General features: G+C 67.1%; 12 protein-coding genes and 3 pseudogenes. 7 read left to right on the top strand and 8 right to left on the bottom strand.

Annotation, left to right across the window (positions count from 1 at the left end; translation table 11 throughout):
- Positions 1-17: 17 nt before the first annotated feature.
- The 8 genes and pseudogenes from ACMVY4_RS11115 to ACMVY4_RS11080 all read right to left on the bottom strand — a co-directional run bounded on the left by ACMVY4_RS11115 (position 18) and on the right by ACMVY4_RS11080 (position 6,665).
- Positions 18-308, bottom strand: coding sequence for a hypothetical protein (locus ACMVY4_RS11115; protein ID WP_416900210.1), 291 nt, complete (start codon positions 306-308; stop codon positions 18-20).
- Between the two features lie 3 nt (positions 309-311).
- Positions 312-809, bottom strand: a complete 498-nt coding sequence (locus tag ACMVY4_RS11110; RefSeq protein ID WP_416900209.1) for a TspO/MBR family protein — start codon at positions 807-809, stop codon at positions 312-314.
- Positions 806-1,998, bottom strand: a pseudogene (locus tag ACMVY4_RS11105) (geranylgeranyl diphosphate reductase). The gene ACMVY4_RS11110 and the pseudogene ACMVY4_RS11105 overlap by 4 nt, the downstream one beginning before the upstream one ends.
- A gap of 4 nt (positions 1,999-2,002) precedes the next feature.
- Positions 2,003-3,298, bottom strand: coding sequence for a BCD family MFS transporter (locus ACMVY4_RS11100; RefSeq protein ID WP_416900208.1), 1,296 nt, complete (start codon positions 3,296-3,298; stop codon positions 2,003-2,005).
- Positions 3,299-3,343: 45 nt separating this feature from the next.
- Complete coding sequence (gene chlG, locus ACMVY4_RS11095) at positions 3,344-4,228, bottom strand: chlorophyll synthase ChlG (RefSeq protein WP_416900207.1); 885 nt, start codon at positions 4,226-4,228, stop codon at positions 3,344-3,346.
- Between the two features lie 67 nt (positions 4,229-4,295).
- Positions 4,296-4,373, bottom strand: coding sequence for a hypothetical protein (locus tag ACMVY4_RS11090; protein WP_416900299.1), 78 nt, complete (start codon positions 4,371-4,373; stop codon positions 4,296-4,298).
- Positions 4,374-4,468: 95 nt separating this feature from the next.
- The gene (ppsR, locus tag ACMVY4_RS11085; RefSeq protein WP_416900206.1) at positions 4,469-5,689 is read right to left on the bottom strand and encodes a transcriptional regulator PpsR; all 1,221 of its coding nucleotides are present in this window, start codon (positions 5,687-5,689) and stop codon (positions 4,469-4,471) included.
- A gap of 58 nt (positions 5,690-5,747) precedes the next feature.
- On the bottom strand, positions 5,748-6,665 hold the full coding sequence (locus tag ACMVY4_RS11080; RefSeq protein ID WP_416900205.1) for a cobalamin B12-binding domain-containing protein: 918 nt from the start codon (positions 6,663-6,665) through the stop codon (positions 5,748-5,750).
- A 257-nt stretch (positions 6,666-6,922) separates the two neighbouring features.
- On the opposite strand from ACMVY4_RS11080, the gene bchF reads away from it, so the two are divergent.
- The 7 genes and pseudogenes from bchF (at position 6,923) to ACMVY4_RS11045 (ending at position 16,844) form a co-directional block, all read left to right on the top strand.
- On the top strand, positions 6,923-7,423 hold the full coding sequence (gene bchF / locus ACMVY4_RS11075) for a 2-vinyl bacteriochlorophyllide hydratase (protein ID WP_416900204.1): 501 nt from the start codon (positions 6,923-6,925) through the stop codon (positions 7,421-7,423).
- A pseudogene (locus tag ACMVY4_RS11070) lies at positions 7,423-8,704 on the top strand (ferredoxin:protochlorophyllide reductase (ATP-dependent) subunit N). Before bchF ends, ACMVY4_RS11070 begins: the two are co-directional and overlap by 1 nt.
- A 3-nt stretch (positions 8,705-8,707) precedes the next feature.
- Positions 8,708-10,255, top strand: a complete 1,548-nt coding sequence (gene bchB, locus ACMVY4_RS11065; RefSeq protein ID WP_416900203.1) for a ferredoxin:protochlorophyllide reductase (ATP-dependent) subunit B — start codon at positions 8,708-8,710, stop codon at positions 10,253-10,255.
- A complete protein-coding gene (locus tag ACMVY4_RS11060) occupies positions 10,230-13,793 on the top strand; it encodes a magnesium chelatase subunit H (RefSeq protein WP_416900202.1) in 3,564 nt (1,187 codons plus the stop codon). Before bchB ends, ACMVY4_RS11060 begins: the two co-directional genes overlap by 26 nt.
- Positions 13,794-13,812: 19 nt before the next feature.
- Entirely contained in the window at positions 13,813-14,709 is an 897-nt protein-coding gene (bchL, locus tag ACMVY4_RS11055; protein ID WP_416900201.1) for a ferredoxin:protochlorophyllide reductase (ATP-dependent) iron-sulfur ATP-binding protein, read from the top strand.
- 1 nt (position 14,710) lies between these two features.
- Positions 14,711-15,411: pseudogene (gene bchM / locus ACMVY4_RS11050) on the top strand (magnesium protoporphyrin IX methyltransferase).
- Positions 15,408-16,844, top strand: coding sequence for a BCD family MFS transporter (locus ACMVY4_RS11045; protein WP_416900200.1), 1,437 nt, complete (start codon positions 15,408-15,410; stop codon positions 16,842-16,844). The pseudogene bchM and the gene ACMVY4_RS11045 overlap by 4 nt, the downstream one beginning before the upstream one ends.
- Positions 16,845-16,857: the final 13 nt, after the last annotated feature.

Genomic DNA, 16,857 nt, shown 5'->3' with positions numbered 1-16,857 from the left:
TCATCGGCCCGGCAAGTCTAGCGATCCGGACCCTCAGCGCCAGACCGGGCGGCCTTTGCCAGCCTGACCCGCTCCCGCAGATCGGCAAGGTGAAAGACAAACGAGAGCGCCAGAAGCAGGGCCGTCCAGAACCACGGCTTGCCGGATGCGGTGGTCCAGATGGCCGCAGTCAGGCAAGCGCCGGGCAGCAACAGCGAGAACACCGGACGGACGCCCAGCCATCGCAGGATGAGCAGCAGCGCTGCCTCTGCCGCGATCACGGCAAGGACCAGCAGGGCCGCCTGCCCGGTTTCGAAGAACCCGGCCACGTCTCAGGCCCCGAAGGGCGCGTTCATGGCGACGACGGTGTAGTTCAGCCAGCCCGCGAAACTCACCCAAAGAAGATAGGGCACAAGCAGCGCGGCCGCCGACACCCTGTGCGGCCAGAGAAAGACGATCAGGACCAGCACCGACGCCCAGAGAGACAGCACCTCGTAGAGCGCCCAGTCCGGCCGTTTCAGACTGAAGAACAGCACGCTCCAGAAGACGTTCAGCGCACCGTTGAGGCAGAACAGCCCGACCATCCACTCGCGTTGCCAGCGCTTGCGGATGCCGCGCCATCCCGCAACCGCGGACAGTGCCGTCAACGCGTAGATCAAAGTCCAGGCGGGCCCGAAGGCCCACTCCGGCGGCTGCCAGTCCGGCTTGGCGAGCGACTGGTACCAGGGACCGACATCCGTGGCCGCGCCGCCGAGGATGGCAACAAGCAGGGCGGCCGCCCCGGCAACCGCAACGGGTAGCCAGGGGCGGCGGCGCCGGAAGAATGTCATGGCGTCACGAGGCCGAAGAGGTGCGCCATGTCTTTCAGGAAGATCCGCAGATGCGCCATCGGACGGGCCCGGACGAGTTCCTTGTCCATGTAGGCCTTCCAGGTCAGATACTGGACGTCTGGATCGGCGCAGATGTTCACGAACCGCTCACGGCGGCGCTCGGTCTGATACCAGTATTTCTGCATCATCCCGAGCATCCAGAAGATCTTGCCGTGCTGCTTCATGAAGCGCCGGCGGGCGCTGGCAAGCGCCCTGCCGTCAGCCGTTCGCAGGCATTCGTCGACGGCATCCGAGGCCAGACGTCCGCCCAGCATGGCGTAGTAGATGCCCTCGCCCGAAGCAGGCGCGACCATGCCGGCCGCGTCCCCGGCCAGGATCACGTCACGGCCATTGTCCCAACGCGGCAGGGTCTTCAACGGGATCGGCGCGCCCTCGCTGCGCACCGTCGCCTGGCCGTCCAGACCTGTGGTGCGGCGGAGCTCGGCGACAGCACCGCGGAGCGCGAACCCCTTCCGGGCACTGCCGACGCCGATGCTGGCCGTGCCTCCATGCGGGAAGACCCAGGCATAGAAGTCGGGCGACAGCTTGCCCTGATAATAGACGTCGCAGCGTTCCGCGCCGTAGTCGGCGCCTGCAACGCCTTCGGTATCGATGATCTCGTGGTAGGCGAAGACGAAGGGCTGTTCGGCCTTCTCCGGTATCGCCTGCTGGGCGACCGCAGAATTCGCGCCGTCGGCGCCGATCACGACGCGGCATCGAACCTCGTGCAGGTTCGACTTGTCGCCGTCGGCGGCGTATTTCACCAGCGGCGTGCCGTCATTGTCGTGCGCCAGGAATACAAACTTCCCTGTCCGCCGTTCCGCACCGCGGTGGACGGCCCGCTGGCGCAGCCATTCGTCGAAGTCGCCGCGGTCGACCATGCCGACATAGCCGTCGCCGATGGGCATGTCCACGTTCCGGCCGCTCGGTGCGATCACCCGCGCCGTGTCGACCCGGGCGCAGAGCAGGCTGTCGGGAATGCCGAATTCCCGGATCAGCGCCGGCGGCACAGCGCCGCCGCAAGGCTTGATGCGCCCGGCCTGGTCGAGCAGAAGGACCGACCAGCCCTTCAGCGCCAGATCGGCCACGGCCGTGGCGCCGCCGGCCCGCCGCCGACCACAACTGCGTCGTATGTGTGTTCCCTGGTCATGGCGTCACCCCATGCTTGCATCTGCAACGGATACGCCCGGCGGTAGAGACCGGGCGCGGGAGGCCGCCAGGGACTCACGTGCGATGCGGGCAGCGAGCAGCGCCGCCACAAGGAAGGTGAGGCCCTCGGCCGTGAAGACGATGGCGTAGGCGATTTCAGGCGCGGCGATCAGCGCCCGGACCGCATCGATGGCGAGTGTGCCGATGAAGCCGCCCAGCCCGAAGGCGATGGCCTGGGCCGCGCCCCAGAGGCCCATCCGGACCCCTTCGCGGCCGCCGCCGCCCTGGCTGACCAGTTCCATCATCGAGCCGATGGCCGCGACGGCGAACGCGCCGTTGGCCGCGCCGAGGGCGAAGACGGTGGCCTTCAGCGGCCATGTTTCGGCCATCAACCCGCCGGCGCCGACGAGGATCAACGCCGCCGCGGATGCGATGCAGCCGCCGATGGTCCAGGCGCGCAGCGATCCGAGCCGGCGGCCGCGGGCAAGGCTGCCCACGATCGCGACCAGGATCATGCCAACGAAGACACCGCCATGCTGCAGGCCGGCAAGCCTGGTGGACTCGCCCGGCGTCATGCCGAAGACGGTGCCGGCGAAGGGCTCCAGAATCAGGTCCTGGGCGCTGTATGCCAGCATCGAGACGAAGACGAAGACGGTGAAGCGCCGCGCGACCGGCTCACGCCAGACACTGGAAAGCGCCTCGACAAATGCGGGCTTTGGCGCGCCCGCTGCGGCATCGGGCGCCGGAGCGCGGTTCTCGATGCCCCAGATCGCGAGCACCGAGAGTGCAAACGCCGCGGCAGAGACGGTGGCGGTCACCGCAATCAGGCGCTCCGGCGAATAGGGATCGAGAAAGCCGCCGGCCAGTGTCGCCGTCACCGCGAAACCTGCGATCATCATCAGCCAGACGATGGTCGCCGCGGCAGGGCGGCGGCCGGGCGCGACCTGCTTGGCCAGCAGAACGAGCAACGAGGTGCCCGCCGAACCGACGCCGACGCCAATGGCCATGAACGCGATCAGCGCGAGCACAATTCCGGCCGTGAGGTGCGTCTCCATCAGCGCCGTGCCGCCGGCCGCACCCACGCCACCCAGCGCCAGCACAGCCATGCCGCCGACAATCCAGGGGGTTCGCCGCCTGCCTATGTCGGAACCATGGCCCAGACGCGGCCGCAGAAGCTGAACCGCGTAGTGCAGGCCGACCAGCAGGCCGGGCAGCATCGCCGGCAACGCCAGCTCGACCACCATCACCCGGTTCATCGTGGATGTCGTCAGAACGACGATGGCGCCCAGCGCGGTCTGCACCAGTCCGAGCCGGACGATGCCGATCCAGCCGAGCGGCCAGCGGGCTCATCCCGCCGCCTCCAGCCCGCCGGATATCGCGAAGGCAGCGACCAGCATGCCGAGCACATAGAGCGTCGTGCCCGTGGCGTTGTACCAGGGCGCGCGGCGTTCCGGATCATCGAACAGACGCGTCATCAACACGACCTGCACCGCCAGAAGCACGGCGATGCCGGCGGCGTGCCAGGGCCGGTCCCAGAGCATCAACAGGGCGATGACCACAACCTGCGGCGCCGCCATCACCAGACAGGCCAGCCGCGCCGCGCCGTTGACGCCGAGCTGCACAGGCAATGTCCGGATGCCGATCTGACGGTCGCCCTCGATCGACTTGAAATCGTTCAGGGTCATGATGCCGTGGGCGCCGAAGCTGTAGAGCCCCGCGACGGCGACGATCTCCCAGTCAGGCACCGTCGAGGCCAGGATCGCCGCACCGGTGAACCAGGGCAGCCCCTCGTAGCAGACCGCGACCGCGGTGTTGCCCCACCAGCCATTGCGTTTCAGGCGGACCGGCGGCGCGCTGTAGGCCCAGGCCAGTATCAGCCCGACCACCGCAGCGACAAAACCCCAGGTGCCCAGCGTCAGGGCGACGACGAGCGAGAGAAGCGTCCAGCCGACCGCCAGCATCAGGCCGCGGCGTCCGGGGACACGGCCCGACGGGATCGGCCGGTTCGGTTCGTTGATGGCGTCGACGTGACGGTCGAACCAGTCATTCACGGCCTGGCTGGTGCCGCAGACCAGCGGCCCGGCGATCATCACGCCGGCGATGATGACCAGCCAGTGATCGGCAATCGGGGCGCCCGCAGAGATCACACCGCAGCCGAAAGCCCACATCGGCGCGAACCAGGTGATCGGCTTCAGCAGTTCCAGATAGGGTGAGACAGCGGATTTCGACATACCAAAATGGTATGATTGACACTACATAGCGTCAACCAAGATTTACACTGTCAGGAATTTTTGACGATCAGTGGCGTTCCGGCTCGTCGCCCATGCCGAAGCGGCGCAGCTTGACATAGAGGCTCTGGCGGCTGAGGCCGAGCATATCCGCTGCCGAGGCCCGGTTGTCGCGCGTCAGATTGAGCGCCGAATTCGATACAGAGGCGCTCGATATGGTCGGTCGTCTGCCGCACGATATCCTTAAGCGAATGGCGACCGACCAGCTCGGCCATCTGCTCGACGGACTGCGGCATCCGTGTGCCGGGCGCCATATCGGACTGCAGCCGCTGCTTGGTTTCCCGGATCGAGAAGCCCAGGCACGGCGGCCAGCCCGGTCGGCACGGACACGGCGGACACCTCGACCTCGGTCACGCCGCCATACTCGCCGGCGACGACCGTCTGGAAATTGCGGATGGTGCCGTGTTCCTTGAGGTTGGTCATCAACACCTTCATGTCGACGCCGGGACGTCCGAGCCAGCGCTCCAGCCCCTCGCCCTTCAGATCGCCGGCCGACGACAGCTCGGTCATGCCAACGAAGGCCGGATTGATGCTGAGGATCTTGCCCGACGGGTCGGTGACGACGAATCCGTCCGGCGCGCGCTCGATCACCGACAGCATCGGGTTGGCGGCATTGCGGGCCGCGACGCTGGCGTCGGCCAGTTGCAGCCGCACCAGGAAGAAGGCCTCGTTGTCCTTGCGGAACAGGGTGATGGATCCCACCAGATCCTCGCCGATGCGGCTGCGGAACGGCAGTTCGTCGGCGCGGCCTGCCAGCGATACGGCATCCAGCAGGGCTTTCATCCGCCGCTCGCTGCCCTCGTCGAGACCGTAGGGGAAGAGCTGACCGGTGAGATCCAGCCCGTTGCCGGACAGGATGACGCCGGCGGCCTTGTTGGCCTCGATCACGCGGCGATTCTGGGCGTCGACGACAATCAGCCCGTCGCCTGCCATATGGAACAGCAGGCGGTAACGCCGTTCGTCCTGGCGCAGCCGGGAATAGTCGCGCTCCATCGTCTGCTGCGCGGAAACCAGCTGCTGCTGCATGTTCGCCAGCGGACGCATGTCACGGCCAATGGCGATCGACTGGCCCTCGGCGCCGACCCGCACGGCCGTGTAGGCGACGGGGATGTCGCCGCTGTCCGGCGTCAGGTGATTGACATGACGCCAGCGGGGTGCGGTCTTCTCGGCGGCCGAGCGGAGGATCTCGCCGATCTTCGGCCGACTCTCGACCGTGACGGTGTCCTGCCAGGGGCGTCCGCGCCACGATTCGAACATCTGAGGTGTCAGACTACCTTGACGCACCGTGATGTCGGTAATGATGCCATCGGAGTTGACGATCAGCGCCAGATCCGAGGCGGCGGAAACCAGCAGGTTGGCAGTCTCTGCATCCATGGGCCCGATCTGCGCTCCCTTCGAGGGCATGCTTCAGTCTCCGTGTCACGACGCCCGTGACGGACGCGTCAGTCTGGCCGGCGGTCTATCACCAGTTGGCAGCGTTGGAAACCGCTTGTTCTGCAACCCTCAAGGCCATGCGTCCGTCTGCGCCGGTCATGTCGGCGCCCACCGTGGCCGCCAGTTCCGGATCGTCATTGAACACGCGCCCGCCGACCATGACGGTGATGTCACGTTGCCGCGAAAGGTCCCGGACCCTGCCGATCGTCTTCTCCAGGCGCTCAACTCCACTGTCACAACTGAGTGACAGTCCGATCATGTCGAATTCCTGATAGCGGACCAGATCCGCGATCTCGTCTTCGTCCGGCGTATGGCCGCCCACCACATCCCAGCCGCCGCGGCGGAAGAAATCCGCCACCATCACGGCGCCGAAGGTGTGCTGTTCGCCAGGCGCGGCAACCACCAGCGCCAGCCGTCGTTCCCGGAGCACCCGGATCGGCGGTTCACCGCCGGCCGAGCGGGTCAGTTCGTGCATCAACTGCTGCAACCGCCCGAGACCGATCGTGACCTCGGCGAAATCCCTGGTGTCGTTGACCCAGTAGTCGCCAAGCAGCCGGGCTGTCGGCGCAAGCAACTCAAGAAGCAGGACCTCGAGCGAAATGCCGTCCCCGCGGAGCGTCTCTACATAGTTGGTCGCCACCCGGGTCTCGTGCGACAGCACCAGCCGGGCAAGCTCCTCGACGTCCGCCGGCGTCGGCTTCACTTCGGCGTCCCTGCGCCGTCGAAACGCCGCGCCATTCCGGCGTTCCATGCCGGAACCGAGCGCCATAAGCGGGATGATTTCCTGCTCTATCATTGATTTGAGCCGCGAATCGATGTCTGAAGCGGCGCCATCTTTTCGTTGAGCAAAAGCAAAAGCTTCTGCCGGTAGATGGAAGTCGCCCTCTTCTGTGCAGACGACTTTTGGACTTCGCGACGACAGGACATCTCTTTTCGGATATCCCATCCGTCTCCCCCAATCATTTCACCGGGAAAATACCCAGTAGCGTCGAGTGTGACTGAAATGTTGCGAGACATGAACCCCAAAATCGAGAGCAGGACGTGTTCCCAACTCCTTTCCCTCTTTTGACCTAACGTCATGACCAAGCTTGGGAGCACCTGAGGGGCAATGTCAATTAGAAATGACGTAAACTGTAATTGACACTCTGCGAGACCGCGATCTAGAGTCGAAGCTCCCGAAGCCCATCTGGGAGCCAACGCCGCATGGCGAAGCGTGGAACAGCGCGAAGGAGCCGGACACCGCTCTACACCGACGAGGAGCGGCAGCGGCGTGATGAGTCTCCCTGGACGCTGGTGCAGGGCATTCTGGCTCCGGTCCAGTTCCTGGCTTTCGCCGTCAGCGTCGTCCTGGTCGTCTACTACCTCCAGACCGGCGACGGGTTCGCCGCCGCGACGGCTTCGATCATCGTCAAGACGATGCTTCTCTACGCCATCATGATCACCGGCTCGATCTGGGAACGGGTCGTCTTCGGCAAGTACCTGTTCGCGCCCGCCTTCTACTGGGAGGACGTGTTCAGCATGCTGGTCCTGGCGTTGCACACGGCCTACCTGGCCGCGCTGCTGACCGGCACGCTGACCGGCCCGCAGCAGATGTACCTGGCGCTGGCGGCCTACGCGGCCTACGTCATCAACGCCACCCAGTTCCTGCTCAAGCTAAGGGCTGCCCGCCGCGATACAGGCCGCGCCGTCATGGAGGCGGTGTGATGACCGGGCTCGCCATGCGCACCGGAGAGGGGTCGGACATGCCGGGAGAGCGGGACATTCTCCGCGAACGCGGACAGCGGGAGGTCTTCTGCGGCCTCACGGGCATCGTCTGGCTGCACCGCAAGATCCAGGACGCCTTCTTCCTGGTCGTCGGATCGCGCACCTGCGCGCACCTGATCCAGTCGGCCGCCGGCGTCATGATCTTCGCCGAGCCGCGCTTCGCCACAGCTATCATCGGCGAGCGCGATCTCGCCGGCCTTTCCGATGCCGAGGACGAACTGGACCGGGTCGTCGAACGGCTGCTGGCCCGCCGCCCCGACATCAAGATGCTGTTCCTGGTCGGCTCCTGCCCCTCCGAGGTGATCAAGCTGGACCTGTCGCGCTCGGCGGCGCGCCTGAACCGCCGCTTCCATCCGGGCGTGCGGATCCTGAACTATTCGGGCAGCGGCATCGAGACCACCTTCACCCAGGGCGAGGATGCCTGCCTGGCCGCCATGGTGCCGGACCTGCCAGAGACAGATCGTCGGTCTCTGCTGGTGGTCGGAACCCTCGCCGATGTGGTCGAGGACCAGTTCCGCCGCCTGTTCGAAGCCATGGGTATCCGCAATGTCGAGTTCCTGCCGCCGCGGCGCTCGACCGAACTGCCCGCGGTCGGCCCCGAGACACAGTATCTGCTCGCCCAGCCCTTCCTGGCCGACACGGCGCGGGCGCTGGAAGACCGCGGCGCGACTCGGCTGGCCGCCCCCTTCCCCTTCGGCGTCGAGGGCACGACCGAGTGGCTGCGCGCCGCGGCCAACGCCTTCGACGTGAAAGGCGAACGGTTCCGCGCCGCCATTGCGCCGGCCCAGGAGCGGGCCCGCTTCGCCCTGCAGCGCTGGAAGGACCGGCTGGAAGGCAAGCGCATCTTCTTCTTCCCGGATTCGCAGCTCGAAATCCCGCTCGCCCGTTTCCTCAACCGCGAACTGGGCATGACGCCGACCGAGATCGGCACCCCCTACCTGCACCGTCAGCACATGGCCGAGGAGATGGCGCTGCTGCCGGAAACGGTCCGGGTCAGCGAGGGCCAGGACGTCGAGAAGCAGCTGGACCGCTGCCGCGCCGATGCGCCGGATCTGGTCGTCTGCGGCCTCGGCCTGGCCAATCCGCTGGAGGCCATGGGCGTCGCCACCAAGTGGTCGATCGAGCTCGTCTTCTCGCCGATCCACGGCTTCGACCAGGCCGGCGATCTCGCCGAACTGTTCGGCCAGGCCGCTGGTCCGCCGCGACAGGCTGAAGGTCTAGACGATGGAACTCACGGTCTGGACATACGAAGGACCGCCCCATGTCGGCGCCATGCGCATCGCGACGGCGATGAAGGGCGTGCACTACGTGCTGCACGCGCCGCAGGGCGATACCTATGCCGACCTGCTGTTCACGATGATCGAACGGCGCGACCACCGCCCGCCCGTCACCTACACCACCTTCCAGGCGCGCGATCTGGGCAAGGATACGGCGGAGCTGTTCAAGAACGCCGCGCGCGAGGCCTATGAGCGCTTCCGTCCCGACGCGATGCTGGTCGGCGCCTCCTGCACCGCCGAGCTGATCCAGGACGATCCGGGCGGCCTCGCGCGGGCGCTGAACCTGCCGGTGCCGGTCGTGCCGCTCGAACTGCCCTCCTACCAGCGCAAGGAGAACTGGGGCGCCGCCGAGACCTTCTACCATCTGGTCCGCGGCATCCTGACGGCCACGCAGACGGAAGCGGCAGCAGAACGCCCGGCGAACCGTCCCGTCAGCTGCAACATTCTCGGCCCGACGGCTCTTGGCTACAGGCACCGCGACGACCTGACCGAGATCACGCGTCTGCTCGGCGTGATGGGAATCGCCGTCAACGTGACCGCGCCGATGGGGGCGACCCCCGCCGACATCGCCCGCATTCCGGAAGCCGATTTCAACGTCGTGCTCTATCCCGAAACCGCCGACACGACGGCGCGCTGGCTGAAGCGCGCCTTCCGCCAGCCGTATACGACGGTCGTTCCGATCGGCGTGGGCGCGACCCGAGAGTTTGTCGCCGAGGTCGCGGAGCTTGCAGGTATCGATCCGGCGAAGGCCCGTGACGAGATCGAATCCCGCCTGCCCTGGTATTCGCGTTCGGTCGATTCGAACTATCTGACCGGCAAGCGCGTCTTCGTCTTCGGCGACGCCACGCACGCCATCGCCGCGGCCCGCGTCGCCAGCGAGGAACTGGGCTTCGAAGTCGTCGGCCTCGGCACCTATTCACGCGAATTCGCCCGCGACGTCCGCGCCGCCGCCGAACGTCACGGCGTCGAGGCCCTGATCACCGACGACTATCTGGAAGTCGAGGACAGGGTTCAGGAACTGCAGCCGGAGATGGTTCTCGGCACGCAGATGGAACGCCACATCGCCAAGCGGCTCGGCATTCCCTGCGCCGTGATCTCGGCGCCGGTGCATGTCCAGGACTATCCCGCGCGCTACTCCCCGGTGATGGGTTTCGAGGGCGCCAACGTCCTGTTCGACACTTTCGTGCATCCGCTGGTCATGGGCCTGGAAGAACATCTGCTGGGCATGTTCCGCGACGATTTCGAGTTCAACGACGAGGCGCGACCGTCGCATCTGGGCGGCGGCCAGCGGGTCGCCGATACCGCGCCGTCCGACGAAAACACCGCCAGCGACGAGTTGAACTGGGCCGGTGAAGCCGAGTCCGAGTTGAAGAAAGTGCCGTTCTTTGTGCGCGGGAAAGCGCGCCGCAACACCGAGGCCTACGCCCGCGAACGGGGCATAGCCACCATCACGATCGAGACGCTCTACGATGCCAAGGCCCATTTCGGGAAATAGCAGCACGCCGCTGCGCTTCGTCATCGTGACCCTGGACGGTCACCTGTCGAGCGCGCTCGAACGCGTGCGGCCTGACCTGAAGCGGGAGATGCCGGGCTTCGAGATCTCGCTGCATGCGGCTTCCGAGTGGGGCAAGGATGCGGGCGCGCTCGAACGGTGCCGCGCGGACATCGCCAGCGCCGACATCATTGTCGCGACCATGCTGTTCATGGACGACCACATCAAGGCGATCCTGCCGGCGCTGCAGGCACGCCGCGACGATTGCGATGCGCTGGTCGTCTGCATCTCCGCAGCCGAGGTCGCCAAGCTGACCCGCCTTGGCCGTTTCACCATGGACGGCAGTTCCAGCGGTCCGATGTCGCTGCTGAAGAAGCTGCGCGGCAAGTCCAAGCCTGGTCAGAGCGCCGGCGCGCAGCAGATGGCGATGCTGCGCCGCCTGCCTCAGATCCTGCGCTTCATCCCGGGCACCGCCCAGGACGTCCGGGCCTACTTCCTGACGATGCAATACTGGCTGAGCGGTTCGGACGAAAACCTGGTCAACATGGTCCGCTTCCTGGTCGGCCACTGCGCCGACGGTCCGCGCCGGCCCCTGCGGAGCAAGGTCAGTGCGAAGGCGCCGGCCCTCTATCCGGAGACCGGCGTCTACCATCCGCGGCTGAAGCAGAGGATCGCCGAGGACGCCGCCGCCCTGCCCCGGACCGGCAAGGCCGGCACCGTGGGCCTGCTGGTGATGCGCGCGCATGTGCTGGCCGGCGACACCGCCCACTACGACGCGGTGATCGCGGCGCTGGAATCCCGCGGGCTGAACGTCATCCCGGCCTTTGCCAGCGGACTGGACGCGCGGCCCGCCATCGAATCCTTCTTCCGCGACGGCGACACGCCGCGGATCGATCTGCTGCTTTCGCTGACCGGGTTTTCGCTGGTCGGCGGCCCGGCCTACAACGACGCCCGCGCCGCCGAGGATGCGCTTGCCGGTCTCGACGTCCCCTACATCGCCGCACATTCTGTCGGCTTCCAGTCGCTGCAGGAGTGGCAGGCCTCGGACAGGGGTCTGATGCCGGTCGAATCGACCATCATGGTCGCCATCCCGGAACTGGACGGCGCGACCGGACCGATCATCTTCGGCGGCCGTTCCGAGACCGCCACCGGCAAGACCGCACGCGACATGCACCCGGCGGAGGAACGCATCGGCACGCTGGCGGCTCGTGTTTCGAAGCTTGTCACGCTGCGGCGCTCCCGCATCGCCGAACGCAAGGTCGCCGTGGTGCTGTTCAACTTCCCGCCCAATGCGGGCAGCACGGGAACCGCTGCGCATCTGTCGGTCTTCGAATCGCTGCACAACGCGCTGAAAGCCATGGCCGCCCGCGGTTACACGGTCGAGGTGCCGGATACTGTCGACGCGCTGCGTGACGCGGTGCTGAACGGCAATGCCGAGCGCTATGGCACCGACGCCAATGTCTGCCATCAGATCTCCGCCGACGACCATGTGCGCGAGGAGACCTGGCTGAAGGAGATCGAGGCCCAGTGGGGTCCGGCCCCGGGCCGTCAGCTCTCCGACGGACGCTCGATCCACGTGCTGGGACAGCAGTTCGGCAACGTGCTGGTCGCCGTGCAGCCGGGCTTCGGCTACGAGGGCGATCCGATGCGCCTGCTCTTCGAGAAGGGCTTTGCGCCGACCCATGCCTTCTCGGCCTTCTACCGCTACCTGCGCAAGGGCTTCGGCGCCGACGCCGTACTGCATTTCGGCACCCATGGCGCCCTGGAATTCATGCCCGGCAAGCAGACCGGTCTGAGCGCCGAGTGCTGGCCCGACCGGCTGATCGGCGACTTGCCGAATTTCTACCTCTATGCCGGCAACAACCCGTCCGAGGGCGCGATCGCCAAGCGCCGGGCGGCCGCGACGCTGATCAGCTACCTGACGCCGCCGGTGACCGAGGCCGGGCTCTACAAGGGGCTGATCGACCTGAAGGCTTCGCTGGAGCGCCTCCGCGCGCTGCCGCCAGGCGACGATCCGGAACGCGGTCGTCTCGCCGAACTCGTCGCCGCACAGGCCGCAGAGCTCGACATCGAATCGAACGGCAAGACCGAGGACCTCTGGGCCGCTGTCCTGGAGCTGGAGCAGTCGCTTATCCCGCACGGGCTGCATGTGGTCGGCAAGCCGATGTCGGCCGAGGCCCGCGGCGACCTGATCCGCATCGCCGGCGAGGGCCAGGACGACCCGGAGATCGCCGCCCGCAAGGAAGCGCTGCTGTCCGAAGATCATGAACTCCCCGCCCTGATGCATGCGCTGGATGGCGGCTTCATCCGGCCCGCGCCCGGCGGCGATCTGGTGCGCTCGCCGGACGTCCTGCCGACGGGACGCAACATCCACGGTTTCGATCCCTTCCGCCTGCCCAGCGCCTTCGCCGTCGCCGAGGGCCGCGTCCAGGCGAATCTGGTGGTCGAGCGGCACATCAACGAAGGCCACGCCTTCCCAGAATCCGTCGCCCTTGTGCTCTGGGGCACGGACAATCTGAAATCCGAGGGCGTGCCCATCGCGCAGGCTCTCGCCCTGATCGGCGCCGAGCCTCGCTTCGACGGCTATGGCCGGCTCTGCGGCGCCCGGCTTGTTCCTCTCGACCGGCTCGGCCGGCCCCGCATCGACGTGTTGATGACCCTCTCCGGCATCTTCCGCGATCTCCTCCCCATCCAGACGCGCATGCTCGCAGAAGCGGCGCTTCTGGCCGCGGAGGCCGACGAACCGGTCGAGCAGAATTACGTGCGCAAGCATGCGCTGGCGCTGATGGAGGCCGAGGGCGTGCCGCTTCAGACCGCCGCGCTTCGGGTCTTCTCCAACGCCGAAGGCGCCTACGGCTCCAACGTCAACCAGTTGATCGACAGCGGCAGTTGGCAGGACGAGGACGAACTGGCCGAGGCCTACAGCCGCCGCAAGTGCTTCGCCTATGGCGCCGACGGCGAACCCAAGGCGCAGCCGGAACTGCTGCAGAGCGTGCTGGGCGGCGTGCAGCTGGCCTACCAGAACCTCGATTCGATCGAGCTCGGGATCACCACGCTCGACCACTACTTCGACACGCTGGGCGGTATCGGCCGCGCGGTGAAGCGGGCGCGCGGCGACGATCTGCCGGTCTATGTCAGCGACCACACCCACGGCGAAGGCAAGGTCCGCACGCTGTCCGAACAGGTGGCGCTGGAAACCCGCACCCGCGTGCTGAACCCGAAATGGTTCGAGGGGATGCTCAGCCACGGCTACGAGGGCGTCCGCCAGATCGAGGCGCACGTCACCAATACCATGGGCTGGTCGGCCACGACCGGTCAGGTCGCGCCCTGGGTCTACCAGCAGATTTCGCAGACCTTCCTGCTGGACGAAGACATGCGCCGCCGCATGGCGGAGCTCAATCCCAAGGCGTCGATGAAGGTCGCGAACCGCCTGATCGAGGCACACGAACGCAACTACTGGCAACCCGATGCGGCGACCCTGGCGGCGCTGCAGAAGGCCGGCGAAGAACTCGAGGACCGGCTGGAAGGGGTTGCCGCATGATTTTCCGGAAGGACACGCCATGACCTACATGAAACCGGCCGGCGCGCCGGGCCGTGAAGACGGCGAAGGCAGCGTCCAGGTGAAGATGGACCCGAACCTGCAGATCGACACGGCGCAGGTCTTCGCGGTCTACGGCAAGGGCGGGATCGGCAAGTCGACGACCTCGTCGAACCTTTCCGTGGCCTTCTCCAAGCTGGGCAAGCGGGTGCTGCAGATCGGCTGCGACCCGAAGCACGACAGCACGTTCACGCTGACCAAGGCACTGCTGCCGACGGTGATCGACGTACTGGAAAGCGTCGATTTCCACGCCGAGGAGCTGCGCGTCGAGGACTTCGTCTACGAGGGCTACAATGGCGTCATGTGCGTCGAGGCCGGCGGACCGCCGGCGGGCACCGGCTGCGGCGGCTACGTGGTCGGTCAGACGGTGAAGCTGCTGAAGGAGCATCACCTGCTTGAGGACACCGACGTCGTGATCTTCGACGTGCTGGGCGATGTGGTCTGCGGCGGGTTCGCCGCGCCGCTGCAGCATGCCGACCGGGCGCTGATCGTTACCGCCAACGACTTCGATTCCATCTACGCGATGAACCGCATCGTCGCCGCCATCAAGGCGAAGTCGAAGAACTACGATGTCCGCCTGGGCGGCGTGATCGCCAACCGCAGCAAGGACACCGACCAGATCGACAAGTTCAATGCCGCGGTCGGCCTGAAGACGATGGCGCACTTCCAGGATCTCGACGCCATCCGGCGCAGCCGCCTGAAGAAGTCGACCCTGTTCGAGATGGAAGAGACGCCGGAAGTGATCGCCACGCAGAACGAATACCTGCGGCTGGCGGAATCGCTTCTGACGCCCGGCGATCCGCTCGACGCGTCGCCGATGAAGGACCGGGACATCTTCGAACTGCTGGGATTCGACTGACATGCAGGCCGCCTCCTACGAAATCCGCCGTGGCGAACTTGAGACCTACTTCGACCGGACTGCCGTCGAGGCCTGGGCGAAGCTGACCTCCGACGCTCCGGTCAGCCGCATCCGCGCGACCGTACGCGCCGGGCGGGACCGGATGCGGGCGACGCTGCTCGGCTGGCTGCCCGACGACCTGTCCGGCGCCCGCATCCTCGACGCAGGTTGCGGCACCGGCGCGCTGGCGCTGGAGGCGGCGAAGCGCGGCGCCCATGTCACGGCGGTCGACCTGTCGCCATCGCTCGTGACGCTGGCATCCGAGCGGCTGCCTGCGATCCCGGGTGGCGGCCGGATCGATTTCCGCGTCGGCGACATGCTCGATCCGGCCCTCGGTCACTTCGACTACGTCGTGGCGATGGATTCGCTGATCCACTACCGCACCGCCGATATCGTCGGTGTGCTCGACGGACTCTCCCGGCGCACCGCGTCGGCGATCCTGTTCACCTTCGCACCGCGCACGCCCGCTCTGACGCTGATGCACACGGCGGCCGGCTGTTCCCGCGCAGCGACCGCGCGCCCGCCATCGAACCGGTCTCGCCCGTGCGTCTTGACCGGACGGTCGCGAAGAAGGCCGGTCTGGAAGGCTGGCGGCCGGACCGCACCGAGCGCATTGCCAGCGGTTTCTACACCTCACAGGCGAAGGAACTGATACGCAGATGAGACGCCTGACCCAGGGTATTGTCCGCGGATGGGCCTCGCTTGGCCCGCGGTTCCTGCCGTTCGCCGATGTGGCGACGCCGGAACTGCCGCTGGGGCGTATCCTGCGTCTGGCGCTCTTTCAGGTCACGGTCGGCATGGCTGTCGTTCTGCTGACCGGCACACTGAACCGGGTGATGATCGTCGAGCACGGCGTCTCGGCCTGGCTGGTCGCGGCAATGGTGGCGCTGCCGCTGGTCTTCGCGCCGGCCCGCGCCCTGATCGGCTTCCGCTCCGACCATCACCGTTCCTTCCTGGGCTGGCGGCGCGTTCCCTATATCTGGATGGGCACGCTGATGCAGTTCGGCGGCCTCGCCATCATGCCCTTTGCCCTTCTGGTCCTCTCCGGCGACGGCATCGGCGGCCCGGTCTGGGCCGGCCATCTCGGCGCAGCGCTGGCCTTCCTGCTGGTCGGCGCCGGCCTGCACACCGTCCAGACCGCGGGCCTCGCGCTGGCCACCGACCTGGCGCCGGAAGAATCCCGCCCGCGGGTCGTGGCCCTGCTCTATGTGATGCTGCTGATCGGCATGGCCGGCAGCGCCCTGGTCTTCGGCGCGCTGCTGTCCGACTACACCCACATGAAGCTGATCCAGGTGGTCCAGGGCGCCGCCGTGGTCACCCTGCTGGTGAACATCGTCGCGCTCTGGAAGCAGGAAGCCCGCGATCCCTCGAAGACCCGTCACGACCGGCCGCGGCCGACCTTCCGCGAAGCCTGGGCCGATTTCGCCGAGGGCCGACAGGTGCGCCGCCTGCTGATCGTCGTCGGCATGGGTACGGCGGCCTTCAGCATGCAGGACATCCTGCTGGAACCCTATGGCGGTGAGATCCTTTCGCTTTCGGTCAGCGCGACCACAGTGCTGACCGCCCTGCTCGCCGGCGGCACGCTGATCGGATTCGCCCTGGCCGCCCGCAGCCTGTCGCGCGGCGGCGATCCGCACCGTCTTGCCGCCCTGGGCGCACTGGCGGGCATCGTCGCCTTCTCCGCCGTGATCTTCGCCGCGCCGCTCGGATCGCAGCTTGTCTTCAGCGCCGGCACGGTGCTGATCGGCTTCGGCGGTGGCCTGTTTGCCGTCGGCATGCTCACCGCAGCCATGGCGCTCGCCCGCAACGGCGGCAGCGGCATGGCGCTGGGCGCCTGGGGCGCGGTACAGGCGACAGCTGCAGGCGGCGGCATCGCCCTCGGCGGTGCCCTGCGCGACATGGTCGCCAGCCTGGCCGATGCCGGCATTCTGGGCCCCGCCCTGACCGGCCCCGCGGTCGGCTACGGCGTGGTCTATACGCTCGAAATCGTTCTTCTCTTTGCAACCCTGGTCGCTGTCGGGCCGCTTGTACGCGTCGCCGGCCGCACGCGTCAGCGCCCACAATCCGAGTTCGGTCTGGCCGAGTTCCCGGGCTGATCAACTGCCACAG

The organism is Minwuia sp., assembly GCF_048007105.1.
Lineage (GTDB): Bacteria > Pseudomonadota > Alphaproteobacteria > Minwuiales > Minwuiaceae > Minwuia.
The sequence above is the reverse complement of the archived record's forward strand: the minus strand, read 5'-3'. Positions and strand labels throughout refer to the sequence as shown.